Genomic DNA, 14,067 nt, shown 5'->3' on the forward strand with positions numbered 1-14,067 from the left:
GGCCGGCGGTTCGGTTGCCGGAGCGGGTGCAGGTGTCGAGGGTGATGGTGTTCCGCTTGTCTGGGCGAGCGCGGGGGAGGTCAGGACTATGAAAACGGCGGCCGCGGCCGTCGTGCTGTGTGGAAATCTCATGGCATGCTCCATCAGTGCCTTCGCTTAGAAGGCCAAACTGGAGCTCGATCTGATTGTTCCCCGAACGGGATCAGGTCACGGCGAAGTTACAGGGCATGCCCCTGTCTGAGGTAGATCAGGGACTTCGTTAGGGAATAATTTCTTCTCCCCTCGGCACAGGAGGGAAGCCCCTATTTCTTGCGGGCCTTAGCGCTGTCATTCCGGTTCCTGTCCCAAATCTGCCGGACAGCTTTGCGCCCAATTTCGGCCATTGCGACGCTCCCGTCCATCACCAGAAGCGGACATTGATGTTTTCGGAGGCCACAGTTAGCTTTCATCAGCTTTCGCATTCATGAATGCAGACTGGTTAGGAAACTGCACAGATTGTTGGGAGGCTGCGTCCGATGATGTGCTGTGAGCGTGCTCCCCAGTTGGCCCCGTTATGAGTTTGCCCTGTTCACGTTGTGATCCTGTCTTTCGTGTCGGGTACCTAGCGTTAGATTTGACCACTGGCTGGCCGGGCGGATGTTCTGGTTGATGTGGAAAAGGTTGGTAGGGTCGAACTTGCCCTTTAGCGCGGCGAGTCGCGGGTAATTGTCGCCGAAGCTCGCCTGGACGCGCTCTTCGCCTTCGTCATCCATCATGAAGTTGGGATACGCGCCGCCGACGTCGAACGGATGCACAGCTTTCCAGTAGTCGGTGGCCCATTCCTTGAGGACCGGCGCCATTCCCGGATCTGGATCTATCCCGGCGATCACCATGGACCAAGTCACATCACGAGCGTTCCAGGCGCTGTCGCCCTTGCCTAGGCGGTGCACCGCCCCGTCGATTGGGTAAAGATGCATGCACGACGCCGGGCCGGCCCTGCCTGCATGCAGGAGATGCGCGTGGATGGCGGCATCTGGCAGCGCTCGGACAAAGTCGCCCTTCCAATACCATTGCTGCCCGGCCGGATAGAGCGCGTCGAATAAGGTCTGCAACCCTGTGTAAGGAATCGGGCCCGCCCAGTCGATGAGTGGCTTGGGGAGAGCCGCCCGGATGGCATTGACAGCCGCTTCTCCACCCTCGCCGTTATGCGCGACAAGGAGGACGCACATCTTCTTGTTCCAGTGCTCCTGCGGGAATGGATCGCCGCCGGGCACGGATTGCAGTCCGAGGAAGATGTAGAAATCCTCCGGAGCATTCGCCTGGAAATCACGATACCAGCGCATCACCTCAGCGGCATCGCCAACATCGAAGATGATCGGCCCGCCATAGAGCATTTTCGCCGGGTGCGTGCGAAATAAGAAACTGGTCACGACGCCGAAGTTTCCTCCGCCGCCGCGAAGCGCCCACAAGAGATCCGCATTCTCGGTTTCGCTGGCGGTCATGAAACTCCCGTTCGCCAACACCACGTCGGCTTCGATGAGATTGTCGACGGCAAGCCCATATTGCCGGCTGAGGTAGCCGTGGCCGCCGCTCAGCGTCAGACCGGCGACCCCGGTGGTCGAGATGATGCCGAACGGCACTGCCTGGCCAAAGGCGTGGGTAGCATGATCCACGTCGCCTGTAGTGCAACCAGGCCCGACCCGCACCGTGCGGTTCTGTGGATCGACGCGAACGCCCTTCATAGTCGAGAGGTCGATGACGAGGCCATCGTCGACACCGCCGAACCCCGGTCCGTTGTGCCCGCCGCCGCGGATTGCTATGGGGAGTCGGCTGTTGCGGCCGAAGTTCACCGCAGCAATCACATCGGCGACGTCCATGCAGCGCGCAATTAGAAGAGGCCGCTTGTCGATCATGCCATTATAGAGTTTGCGAGCTTCATCATAGTCAGCGTGATTGCGACCGATTAGCGTGCCTCGGAGATCCTGCGCGAATTTGGCAATGGCGCCGCTGTTCATTCCACCCCCCCCCCGAGAAATCGCAATACCGAGTTTCCGAGTTCGGATCGAAGGTTGATCAGATAGTTTCTGGCGCGCCGCCTCCCGGCACGGGCCGCCTAGCTGACAATGTTGACCGGCAGCCATCACTTAAGAACAACGCCTACTTTGCCCGAAAATGAGCCCTTGGTCCAAGGGAATCGTGAAATGGGGCCTCATCGCAACTAAGCTGACCCTCAGTGCGGCATGGTGCTATGGCTAACTTCGCGCTAGTTTAGCATGGTGACATCGGCAAAAACGCGATGCAGACGATCGAACACTGGCTGAGCCAGCTCGGCCTCGGCAAATACCTGGAGGCGTTCGTCCAAAACGACGTGGACCTGCGAGCGCTCCCTCATGTCACTGAACGCGACCTCCAGGAGCTTGGTGTCTCACTTGGGCATCGCAAAATTATCATGGCTGCTGTCGCCGGACTTGCTCAGCCAAATCTCGCCGGGTCCCTGGTCCCTTCACCTTCTCCTGCGGGTTCGGAACTTCAGGCCAGCGACCTCGCTCAAGAACCGACTGCAGACCGACGGCTGCTTAGTGTGCTCTTTTGTGACTTGGTCGGGTCGACTGCGATATCTGCCCAACTCGACCCCGAAGACATGCACGAGCTTACGCGACGCTATCAGGACAGTGTTGCAGGCGCGATCACGCGCTTTGGAGGCTACGTCGCGAAATATCTAGGCGACGGCGTGCTTGCATATTTTGGATGGCCCATGGCTTACGAGGATCATGCCGAGCGTGCGATTCGTGCAGGCCTTGAGGCCCTCGCTGCAGTCGAGGCCTTTCAGTCCCCCAGCGGCGAGCAATTGAAGGCGCGGATCGGCATTGCATCGGGGCACGTGGTCGTCGGTGATATCGCCGGCAGCAGTGCAAACGAGCGGGCCTCAATCGCAGGAGATACTCCGAATCTCGCGGCTCGCCTGCAAGCTGCTGCTGCGCCTGGCCAGATCGTGGTGGCAGACGCCACGCGGCGGCTCGCGGGGCAATCCTTCGAGATCGAGAGCCTCGGCGCGCAGGAATTGAAAGGCTTTCGACTGCCTATTGCGCTGTTTGCGGTCCACGGGGAACGAGAAGTGGAAAGCCGTTTCGATGCCGCGCAAACTAGTGCGCTCTCAAAATTCGTTGGCCGCAGCAGTGAAATTGGAATGCTGCTGGATCGCTGGGAATTGGCTAAAAACGGCCAAGGCCAAGCAGTCTTTGTATCGGGAGAGGCGGGAATCGGGAAATCGCGTCTCGTCGACGCGCTTGAGGAACGGTTGCATGAGAACCAGCCCGAGTTAATACGACTGCAATGTTCGCCCTATCACTCCACCTCGGCCTTTTATCCCATCATTCAGCGCCTGAGCCGGCTGGCAGGTCTTTCAGCCGCCGACGAACCTCTGATGCGAGCAGACAAGCTGCGCGCAATTGTTCAGCGTTACGGCGAAGATCCCTCAGAAGTCGGCTCCACATATGCCGAGCTGCTCTCCCTCGATCTGGCCAGTGAATTCACGCCGCCCGATCTCTCCGCCCAACAGCGCAAAGAACTGATCGTCCGCACACTGGCGAACCGGGTGCTGCTCGCGGCAAAGATGGCGCCCGTTTTGTTTGTTGTTGAGGATGCTCACTGGATCGATCCGTCGACCAATGAATTTCTAACAGAGGTTGTCCGTCGCATGCATGGCGCGGCCGTCCTTGTGGTCGTAACACACCGGCCCGAATGGACGCCGACCTGGCCCACGGGGCTGGTTCACGTGACGACGCTGGCCATTGGTCGGCTGACGAAGCAACAGATGCGCGAGCTGATCGACTCGATGCTCGCAGACGTTCCGGATCAGCTTGCCGACAGGATCGTGGAGCGAACTGATGGTGTGCCGCTGTTTGTGGAAGAATTGACACGTTCGATTCTGGAAAGCGGAAAGGCGGCGTCTCTCAATGTTGAGATTCCCGACAGTCTGCAGGGATCTCTCATGGCTCGACTTGACCGTTTGACAGCGGCAGCCAAGGAGGTGGCGCAAATCGCCTCTGTCATAGGCCGGGAATTTGACCGCGGCTTACTTTCCAAGGTTGCCGGTCTCGATGACCCAACTCTCGGCGAAGCGCTCAATGAGCTCATGTCTACCCAGCTCGTTGTCGTCGGCGGTGTGGTGAGAGACGCGCTGGTATTCCGACATGCGCTCATTCAGGATACGGCATACCAATCGCTGCTCAGCAAAAGGCGCCGTCAATATCATGAAGCCATCGCTAATGCGCTCATTGACGCATATCCGGATCTCATCGTGACCCAACCCGAGCTCATTGCCCAGCATTATGTCAAGGCACAGCAAGGCGCGCTCGCGCTGCCATACTGGATGAAGGCCGGCGAACGGGCGCTAGGGCAATCAGCCAACTATGAGGCGGTTGATCACTTTCAGAACGCTGTCGCCATCGCGGAGCACCTGCCGGGAGGACCGGCCCGGCAAAAGGAAGTGCTCGAGGCGACCCTAAAGCTCGGGGAGTCACTGAGTGCCGCAGGTCGCTTGTCGGACTCAGTTGCAAAATACAAGCTGACCGCGCACTTGGCTCGCGAGACCCATGACACGAAGGCCTTCGTTCGTTCTGCTCTTGGTTTTGACGGCGCCCAGTTCCTGTCTTCGAAGCTGCTAGACGAATCGCTTCAGCTGCTCACTGAAGCAATGGGTATGCTCGATCCCGAGGATCAGAGATCGCGGAGCCAACTCCTCAGCCGCCTCACGCGTGCATATTTTTACCTTAGCGACAGTAAGAACAGCGCCAAATGTCACGCAGAAGGGGTTAAATTGGCTCGGCAACTAGGCGACCAAGCTTCGCTTTTTGAACTTTCTGTCCTGCCTTTCTTAACGCCCCGGACCGTGAAGTCCGCGGCAGAGGCAACTCAACTGATGGCGCGGGTAGATGAGATAAAGCGCCTCGCGGCCGGCATCAACGACGATGACCTGCGCGGCCGCGCTCTCGCGCTTGACGTCTACGTCTCGACTGAGCTTGGCGACCGCGCGCGCGCCGATCAAGCCGTGGAGGGGCTGGAAGAGTTGGGAACGTTGCGACAACGGCTCAACATTCTATGGCTTGCGTGGAACGCAAGGGCAATGATGGCCATCCTCGATGGAAGGTTCACCACCGCCGAGAAGCTGGCTGGAGAAGCCTTGGGTCTGGGCAGACAGACGCATGGCGCGGAAGTCGAAGGCGTCTATGGCATGCAGATGTTCACGATCCGACGCGAACAGAATCGCCTGTCGGAGGTGGCTCCGGTGATGAAGAATCTTATCGATGAAAATCCGGATGAGACCACATGGTTGCCAGGGTTTGCTCTGGTTGCGGCCGATTTGGGATACCGGGACGCAGCGCAACGCAGGTTGAGTGAACTAGCGCGTGCTAATTTCGCAATGCCGCCGGATGGAAAGCGAAGCGCATCCCTCTCATTCGTGGCTGAGGTTGCTGTTAGTCTGGGCGACACCGAGGCGGCTCGGACAATCTACAACCTTATGCTCGCCTACAAGGATATGACGATCACGGCAGGAGTCGCAACGGTCTGCTTTGGAGCGGCAAGTCGCTATCTGGGAATGTTGTCGGCATCGCTGGGCGATTTTGGGAAGGCCGCCGAGCACTTCGAGCATGCGATGGATATGAACGCAGCCAGCGAATCACGACCTTGGCTGGCGCATTCCCAGGCTGAATATGCGAACTTGCTTATGAAAAAAGGTAGCAAGAAAGCGATTGAGAGGGCAATGTCACTTTCGGAGCAAGCCTCGGTGACCGCGGCTGAACTGGGTATGGTCCGTTTGCAGAAGAGGCTGGAGACAACGGTTCACTAGGTAGGCTCTCATGCCTCACTGCATCACCACGTTGAGAAGGAGCATGCTTATGCCACGCTACGTAATCGAAAGGGAGTTCGCGGAACAGCTCAACCTCACAAAGGAGGGCGTTGAGAGTGTCAATTTGATCAATGACCAGGAAGGCGTGCAGTGGATTTTCTCGTTCCTCAGCGCCGACAAGAAAAAGAGCTATTGCCTTTACGAGGCGCCTAACCCGGAGGCTATTCGGGCTGCGGCACGAAGGAACAACATCCCCGCAGATGCGATCATTGAAATTGGTGGAGAGATCGGTCCGAATATGTTCTCGTAGCACAATCCTGACCGGCAAAACCGTCGCGAGTACGCCAAAAGCCGGAGGCCGCTTTGGTAATGCACCTAAGCATCCGCTTCCCGGCCGATTGACCGGAAGGAATATGCCCTAGGTGGCATCTCAGCCGAATGTCCGCTTCTTAGACCGTTGACCTAAAACAACCACTCGGTCTTTTCCGGCCCCAAGGCTGCCGGGCGGCTATGCGCCCAAAGTCTGCCATTTGAATCAGCTTCGCCATCGCCTGCAAGCGGACATCTTCCCCCGATTCCTACGCACTACAGCCCGACTACACCTGACCCTCGGCACGTCGCCGCTATCCAAAGACGGATGATTGTCACTGAAATATCTCGTGCATAGTCCGGCGAATCATTAGCAACCGGTCACAGCAAACCTAAGGCGACTTACCGTCAGCGCCGTTGATTTCGCTATCTGCCTGCCTCACCCCGGCCGGGGCGAGTCAAAGGGACGAGTGCGCCGATTTGATCGCTTCTTTCGGACGAACAAATCGATCACATCAGTTCAATATCTCCAGGTCACGCAACGCTTGCTGCGTGCCCCCGCCACGGCGGACATGCCTCGACCGATAGAGACAGTCGGACCCACCTCCAACAATCTGTACCATCGCGACTAGCGACACAGTCCCCCTGAATGTCCGATGGCGTTGCGCGGACTGGCTACTGGCCTTTTCATTCTGCGCTTCGACCGCGCTACTTCCGATGTGCCAGGCGGTAGCGGGCGGCCTTGGCGCGGTTGCCGCAACTGTCCATCGAGCACCAGCGCCTCGGTTTGGAGCGGCTGTCGTCGATGAAAAAGCCACCGCAATTGTCAGCCTCACATTGCCGGATGTCGTTTCCTGATGGAAAGAGCACCAGGATGGCAGCGGCTGCTGCTGACCGGCGCAGCGGCAGGTATAGCCCTTCGTTTGTCGACGTGGATTGGAGGTTCAAGATGTCGCCAAGGCCCGCCGAGCCGCCAGCGTGCCCTATCGCTTTGTGAAAGCTGCGCAGGGCAACGCGTTTCGAGGCGACACCACGGCCGAGGTTTTTTGCACAGACACCGAGCCACGATTTGAGGGCGGCGCGCAGTTTTAGCACCTCGAGATGTACCTCGCGAGCGACCCGTGGGCGATTTACGGCATGACGGTCGAGGACCCGCCTTTCAGTTTCCGACAACAACAGGGCCGGAATGCAAAAGGCCAACAGATCCTGATAGCTCGTTATGCAATCGATCTCTGCTCCCTGGCGCCAGTGCAATGTGTTGGCAAGATCAAGTGCGGGCGCACCACCCAGCATGCGCATAGGCCCGCGCGGCGAGACGTAGGTCCGTAGAAATTCTGTTGATTCCATCGCTGTCAATATGTAACCTCCTAAACAGTTACTCAAGAGGGCAGGGCGGGTTAAATGAAGAAGCCTCTGTTGACGGTCTTGTCCTGGTTTGCGTTTGCAGTCACTGGCCAGGCAAACGACGATGTCCTTTATCGCTCAAGCGTGATCGTCACCGGAGATCGCGAGGAAACGCGCGTCCCTGCCATCCCTGAGGGTTTCGCACTGGCAGCGCAAAAGCTGACCGGAAATCCCGACGTCGTGCACAATCTGACCTTCGCCTCGCTGGCGACCGGGGCACCTGCCATGGTTTGGTCCTACACCTACCATGACCGCATGTTCGGCAGGCCAATTCACGACGAGCAGGGCACACGCGATCGCCCTTTCGATCTCACCTTCCAGTTCGACCGGACGCGAATGGACCATGCGATGGCGCTGCTGGGTGAGAGACCGTGGTTGGGGCCGCGCCCGAAGCTGGCGCTTGTCATCGAGGTTACCGATATGGCGCGTAGCTATGTACTCGCCGCCGATGGCGTCCACGGATCGGACCTGCGCGCAAGCTTTGAAGATGCTTCGGCGCTATTCGCCATACCGATCATTTTCGCAAAAGAAGCCGATCTGTCGGCGGTCGCGCAGGAAAACGTCGATGCAATACCTCATGAGCGCCTGGCCAGACTGAAATCCAGATTGGGGGCTGACGTGATCTTGGTCGGGCACCTCCATTGGAAAACCAACGAGCCGGGCTGGCATGCGGTTTGGCGCCTGCCACTTGGACCAGAAGGTACAAAGTGGGAGATCGCAGGCGTAAATTTCGATGCTGCCTTCCGCAACGCAATCGGAGGTGCCGCCAAACGCATGCGACCGACAAGATAGCTCACTCACCACTATTCCCGGGGCTGAAGATGCCCCCAACTCAGGGTCCAACTGTGCCCGCGTGCGGTGACACGGGTCAGCGAGTCAGGACCGGGTGGGTCGTCAGCTGTGTTGGGACCACCTCTGAATTGTTGCGTATTGGTCCTGGGCGCTGTTGAGGTAAGAAATGCTGCCACTTTAGAAGCCCGCCGGCCCGTGGCGCGCCGCGCAGGAGCCGAAAAAACGGGCGCCCAACGTAGGGTTGGCGGAATGCCCATTCAACTCAGTACAAAACTATGCCCCGTTCTCAGCCTGGGTTTTACGACTGCTGCCCGACTATCCGCACTTGCGCTTGCGGGCACCGGTTGATCAGCAAATTCGGAACAAAGCAGCACAGGCTGCGTTTTTTTAGAGACGAGGTCCATCCGTTCAACCGACCGCGTTTGAAGTGGGCAAGAGAGTGCTCTTTAGACGTCGAAATCCTGATGGTCTCTTCGAGCGATTGCGCATTTATATGTGGCCACGCCGCTCCTTCTCGCGATCGTTTCAGTATGTTTCAAAGCGAATTCTCCGTCTGAACGCCACTCCAAACGCCGTTGCGGCGGGGGTGGCAGCTGGGGTTTTCGCGTCTTTCTTTCCACTAGGGTCCCATTTCGCCATTGCCGCCATCGTGTGCTGGCTGATTTCAGGAAACATGGTGGCGGCCGGGCTAGGAACATTTGTCTTTGGCAATCCGCTGACCCTCCCGTTTGTTGTGGGAGGGAGCGACTTGGGAGACCGGCAAGATCATGTTGCACGGCCACATGCAAAGTCACGAACGGCCAGCCCATTTGAGTGAGATGTTGCAGACCCTTTCAATCTCGCAATTGTGGGCACCGGTCTTAAAGCCCATGCTGTGCGGCGCGGTGCCCCTCGGGCTGATTGTTGGCCTGTTGTTCTATGGCATCACCCGCTATGGCATGACAGCCTGCCGCGAACAGAGGCGCAAGCGACTGGCCGAAAGGGGAGCCTGCTCCAGCAGCAGGAAGACATCGCGTTATCACCCCCTCTGCCAACTCGACATCACCGTTCTGAAGGGTGAATTGCTGGTAGGGCAGCTGTAGAAATGCGTCCGCTCGTCGGCAATATCGCCGCTATAAGCGCTGCCTACAATTTGTGGCGCGGATATTCTGGAGCTTGGGTTCCTCGCCGCACTTTTATTGATGAACACCCCACCCTGCCTGTTTGGCGCGATGTCAGGCCGATAGACGCTCATGAAGCTCTCCGTACAGACAGCGCTGTCTGAGAATCCCTCCTCAGGGCCCCGGGCATCTGTATGCATGCAACTCGCATCAACGTCCACTCAGAGGTCGTCTGCCGAATGGCAGCTATCCGCCGAGCTCGCCCCGATAGCGACCGGCCGGTTCCGGCCCCATTTCGGCCTTTCAATGACGTGCTTCGTTCGTCGCCGCGTGCCGCTATGATGCGGGCGGAAACCTGGCAGCCATAGACCTCCTGCCGGTCGTGATCGGCGCGGAGGCACAGTCTCCCGGATCAGCAACGGCCAGATTGGTACCCATCGCCGTAACGGGAAGCGCGGCGCGGGGTGGACGTGAAATAGGAAATTTCCAAGGCCGTAGAAGATCGGCGCGCCATTGTAGATTTCCACGGCCTGCAGCACCGGCGCGCCGTGGCTGACGAAGAGGTTGGCGCCGGCGTCGATGCACATCCTGGCAAAGGTCTGCACCCAGCGCGGCACGTCCTGCCAACCTGGTTCCCAATGATGGTGGTGCAGATAGGCAATGACGAAATCGCCTTGTGCCGCCGCGTGCCGGATGGCGGACAGATGGACACTCGCGCTCCGCTGATCAACTTCGATCAGACGGCCGAAGTCGGCGGCTTGCGTGAACACGGTGCCGTAGAAATTGATTTCGTTGCCGACCGACACCTCTACCGGGTCCTCCGGTTGCGCATAGTTGGCCAGTTCAAAGGGCGAGCTTTGCAAATGAGCGCTCAACCTTGCCAGTCTGCCGAAATGTCCGTCCGGCACCCCCATCTTGCGACCGGTGTTCAGACGATTGACGCCGGGCCGAGCCGGCCGGAAGGCCGTGCGGTCTTCGGCATACATGTTGGTCGGGCCGAGACCTGCATCCATCGCAAGAAGCGCGAGGTCGCGCGCGCCCAGCCGGCGGCCCCAGGTTTCCTCGCGTCAGTCTCGTCGGCCCCGATGCCGGCATGCAGGACACCGCGCCCTTCCACCTCCTCCAGCGTCGAGAGGATACCGCCGGCGCCGAAACCTTTTGATACTCACATCTATGCGGCGCGCGCTGCCAACAGCGCGTGGAGAGCCTCCGGCTTCAGATGGGTGTAGCGCTTCAACATTTTCCAGTCCTTGTGCCCAGTTACCAGCGCAACCTGTTCGATCGTGGATCCGGCCTCGAAAAGGCGGCTTGTCCCTTCGTGCCGCAAGTCATGAAAATGAAGAGCGTGGATTCCCAAGTCAGCACATCCTCGACGGAACGCAGTTCCAACTGACCGATGGTTGAACGGGAAAATTCGATCGTCGTCATTGCTACGCTTTCTCAGCCGCTCTTCAACAATGGCCCACGCATCATAGCCAGTGGCTGCAAACAGCGGTATGCGCTGGTTGTTACCGTTCTTGTTTCGAGGGTCCTTCCTGTCGCGGACAAGGAGCATCCGCGTGCGGGATTCCAAATCGGACCAACGCGCCTTGCAGATCTCTTCCTGGCGCATCGCGGTTGCGATAGCGAACCGAATGATCTGGCTAATCGGTGCAATCTGGCGAGCGTTTGCCTCGAAGTGAGCGATGAGCTTGTCGAGTTCATCCTGTGTCGGTCGTCTATCTCGCTGTAGGCCTTTGCCAACGAGACCGAGCCTCGTGAGGGCGACACGCGCGAAATCAACCGGTTCGACCTTGACGGGCAGGCCGTGGACCGCAGCGGCGTGAGTAAGAACAAGTTTTATAAAGCCGATGTCGATACCGAGAGTCATCGGTCCGGCACCTTGGGCGGCGCGGTCACGACCAAAACGAATGAGCCGTTCGCGATCGAGCGCTGCTAGGTTGCACTTCCCCAAATGCCGTTGGAGCATATCGAGGGCCGCGGCCTTGGAGCGGCGAGGGGACTTGCCTACATCGCACATGTGGTCGATATGAAGGTCTATCAGTTCGCCGAAGGTTTTGAGGCGCGCTATGCGGGACTGGTCGGCGTCTCACCTCGATCGACCTGGCGCTCGGTTTCGGTGGCCCAACGCCGGGCGTCGTCTCGGCGCAGGAAGGTCTCGCTGACGTAGCGACCTTTGCGACGGACTTGGACACGCCAGGAACCGGACGAGAGCTTTGTGTAGGTGGCCATTTTTTCGTGTGCGCTCCGTGTGCACTGAGAGATCGAAACGTGGCAAAAACGGGTCGTATTCTGGCGTAAATTCGTGTGCACTCGGTAGGTTCTAAGGTTCTGATGTTAAACAGATGCTGAAAAATCAAGAGCATAGACTGGCCGTTGCGCCGATGATGGATTGGACCGACCGGCATTGCCGGTTCTTCCACCGCCAGCTGACGCGGCGTGCGCTGCTCTACACCGAAATGGTGGTGGCGGACGCCGTCATCCATGGTGCGCGCGAGCGGCTGCTTGGTTTTGACGAGACCGAACATCCGGTGGCACTGCAACTCGGCGGCTCCGATGCGCAAAAGCTGCCCGAGGCGGCGCGCATCGGCGAGGCGTTCGGTTACGACGAAATCAATCTCAATGTCGGCTGTCCGTCCGACCGGGTCCAATCCGGCACGTTCGGCGCCTGCCTGATGAAAGTGCCTGACCTCGTCGCCGATTGTGTGGCGGCGATGAAGGCGGCGGTGAAAATCCCGGTGACGGTCAAATGCCGCATCGGCGTCGACGAGCAGGATCCGGAGCCCGCGCTCGACGCGCTGGCCGACGGCGTCTTCGCGGCCGGCGCCGACGCGCTGTGGGTGCATGCGCGCAAGGCTTGGCTGGAGGGTCTGAGCCCGAAGGAAAATCGCGACATCCCGCCGCTCGACTATGACAGGGTCTATCGCCTCAAGGCTGGAAGATCGAACAAATTCATCGGCATCAATGGAGGCGTTCAATCGCTCGAAGAGGCGGCTCGCCACCTCGATCATGTAGATGGCGCCATGCTTGGCCGCGCCGCCTACCACACGCCAGGCATCCTGGCCGGCGTCGACGCGGCATTCTACGGCGACAAGGCCGGCGCCTACGAATTTGCCGCGCTGATCGACACGATGGCCGACTACGCCGCGCGGCATATCGAGCAGGGCGGGCGGCTCGGCCACGTCACCCGCCACATGGTCGGGCTGTTCCACGGCCTGCCGGGCGCGCGCCGCTTCCGGCAGATACTGTCCACCGACGCGACGAAACCCGGCGCCGGACCGGATGTGCTGAAGGCAGCGTTCGCTGCCGTCGATTTCGACCGTGTTGAAAAGGCCGCTTAAGCAGTTCAGTCGCGCAGAATCATCCGGTCGCCGCGCACGTCGAAACCCGACAGGGAACCGATGAAGTTCATGCCGAGCAGGCTCTGGCTGAGCGCGCCGGGCGCGGCGACCATCACCTGCATGTTCTTGCGCACGATGCCGCCGATCGCCAGTTCGTCGGTGCGCACCGAAGCGGCGCGTGCCATGCCATTGGCGGTCGAGACCGGGACGGTGAAGCTCAGCGCGGCCGGATTGAAGCCGGCCGCCTGCGCGTCTTCGGCGGTGAGCACTGTACTGGTCGCGCCGGTATCGACGACGGTGCGGATCGGCGCGCCGTTGATCGTGATGCGGGCCTCGAAATGGCCGCTGTCGGCCTTGTCCAGGGTCACGGTGGCATGGCCGTCCTCGACGCCGAGCGCCAGCGGGCTGCCGGGAACGAGGCCCGCCGTCACCCGGCTGGCGAAATCCTGCAACTCGTAGCGGTACTGGTAGCCGGCGACGAGCGCCAGCACGATCAGGGCCCACGTGCCGAGATTGCGGGCCATGACGCCGAGCGGCCTGCCGGATCGGACAAGGCCGGCGCTGACCAGCAAGCCGATCGCCCCCAGCCAGACCAGACGGCTGAAATCGTAATTCTCGATGCCGAACGTGCTGCCGGCGTCGTTGTTGATCATCAGCAGCACCAGCCCGAGGCCGATTGCCGCCATCACGATCCAGAACAGTCGGTTCATTGGACCTGCCGTTTCAAGAGAGGACGTCGCGCTCGCGCGCCATGCGGCTGCGGCGTGTTTCCCGGCGCGGCCGGCGCTCGACCGTTTCCAATCGGGCCGGCAACTCGGCCATGACGCTGCGGCGTACCTCCGGCGTCATCCCAATCCAGGCGCCGATTTCATCGCGCGTGCGGCCGCAGCCGAAGCAGAAGCCGGTTTTCATGTCGATCGAACAGACCAGGATGCACGGGGATTCGATGGCCGTCATGACTTTCTCTTGAAGGTTCCGTCCGGAATCCCTCGTTCCATCTCCACATGGTGCAACGGCAAAGCCAATGCAAGCCCTTCGGAATGCGGCGCGGGGAACTGCTTTCGCGCCAATGTCGAGGGGAGTTGTGCCGGCCGGGCAAGGCGGTTATGCCGCTGATCAACCACAGGGAATGATCAGGACCGACATGACCAGCGCGCTGCCCTTCGACGACTTTCGCAATCTGCTGGCGAGCCTGCCGCCTGCCGATACAGTCGCGGAGAAGCTGGGGGGGCGCCGGGTGTTGCAGTCGCCGCCCGCCACAGACCCCCAGGGGCGCGAGGGGGTCAGCGGC

The 14,067-nt window shown here is 59.9% G+C and carries 11 protein-coding genes and 1 pseudogene; 6 read left to right on the top strand and 6 right to left on the bottom strand.

Annotation, left to right across the window (positions count from 1 at the left end; translation table 11 throughout):
- Positions 1-551 precede the first annotated feature (551 nt).
- On the bottom strand, positions 552-1,994 hold the full coding sequence (locus NKI35_RS30625; RefSeq protein WP_352742496.1) for an FAD-binding oxidoreductase: 1,443 nt from the start codon (positions 1,992-1,994) through the stop codon (positions 552-554).
- A gap of 281 nt (positions 1,995-2,275) precedes the next feature.
- On the opposite strand from NKI35_RS30625, the gene NKI35_RS30630 reads away from it, so the two are divergent.
- Positions 2,276-5,830 carry an AAA family ATPase gene (locus tag NKI35_RS30630; protein ID WP_352742498.1) on the top strand — a complete coding sequence of 1,185 codons (3,555 nt, stop codon included), beginning with the start codon at positions 2,276-2,278 and terminating at the stop codon, positions 5,828-5,830.
- 49 nt (positions 5,831-5,879) lie between these two features.
- Entirely contained in the window at positions 5,880-6,140 is a 261-nt protein-coding gene (locus NKI35_RS30635) for a DUF4242 domain-containing protein (protein ID WP_023740162.1), read from the top strand.
- Positions 6,141-6,847: 707 nt separating this feature from the next.
- Here the strand turns inward: NKI35_RS30635 and NKI35_RS30640 are convergent.
- On the bottom strand, positions 6,848-7,486 hold the full coding sequence (locus tag NKI35_RS30640; RefSeq protein WP_245271255.1) for a CGNR zinc finger domain-containing protein: 639 nt from the start codon (positions 7,484-7,486) through the stop codon (positions 6,848-6,850).
- 54 nt (positions 7,487-7,540) lie between these two features.
- Between NKI35_RS30640 and NKI35_RS30645 the strand changes: the two genes are divergently transcribed.
- Complete coding sequence (locus tag NKI35_RS30645) at positions 7,541-8,335, top strand: DUF8605 domain-containing protein (protein WP_023706855.1); 795 nt, start codon at positions 7,541-7,543, stop codon at positions 8,333-8,335.
- Positions 8,336-8,774: 439 nt separating this feature from the next.
- Positions 8,775-9,417, top strand: a pseudogene (locus tag NKI35_RS30650) (DUF2062 domain-containing protein).
- Between the two features lie 239 nt (positions 9,418-9,656).
- On the opposite strand, the gene NKI35_RS30655 reads toward NKI35_RS30650, so the two are convergent.
- Both NKI35_RS30655 and NKI35_RS30660 read right to left on the bottom strand, forming a co-directional pair.
- Positions 9,657-10,421, bottom strand: a complete 765-nt coding sequence (locus NKI35_RS30655; protein ID WP_352742501.1) for a CapA family protein — start codon at positions 10,419-10,421, stop codon at positions 9,657-9,659.
- Positions 10,422-10,606: 185 nt separating this feature from the next.
- Positions 10,607-11,305: a site-specific integrase gene (locus tag NKI35_RS30660; protein ID WP_352742503.1), complete on the bottom strand. Its 699-nt coding sequence runs from the start codon at positions 11,303-11,305 to the stop codon at positions 10,607-10,609.
- Between the two features lie 84 nt (positions 11,306-11,389).
- Here NKI35_RS30660 and NKI35_RS30665 point away from each other — a divergent pair, with 84 nt between their 5' ends.
- On the top strand, positions 11,390-11,605 hold the full coding sequence (locus NKI35_RS30665) for a hypothetical protein (RefSeq protein ID WP_245271250.1): 216 nt from the start codon (positions 11,390-11,392) through the stop codon (positions 11,603-11,605).
- Positions 11,606-11,780: 175 nt separating this feature from the next.
- Entirely contained in the window at positions 11,781-12,776 is a 996-nt protein-coding gene (dusA, locus tag NKI35_RS30670) for a tRNA dihydrouridine(20/20a) synthase DusA (protein WP_352742505.1), read from the top strand.
- Positions 12,777-12,781: 5 nt separating this feature from the next.
- Here the strand turns inward: dusA and NKI35_RS30675 are convergent, their stop codons facing one another.
- Positions 12,782-13,486 (bottom strand): TIGR02281 family clan AA aspartic protease, encoded by a 705-nt coding sequence (locus NKI35_RS30675; RefSeq protein WP_023726599.1) that lies wholly within the window; start codon positions 13,484-13,486, stop codon positions 12,782-12,784.
- 13 nt (positions 13,487-13,499) lie between these two features.
- A complete protein-coding gene (locus tag NKI35_RS30680; RefSeq protein ID WP_031245492.1) occupies positions 13,500-13,733 on the bottom strand; it encodes a DUF1289 domain-containing protein in 234 nt (77 codons plus the stop codon).
- Positions 13,734-14,067: the final 334 nt, after the last annotated feature.

Source organism: Mesorhizobium sp. M0676 (assembly GCF_040320535.1).
Taxonomy (GTDB): Bacteria; Pseudomonadota; Alphaproteobacteria; order Rhizobiales; family Rhizobiaceae; genus Mesorhizobium.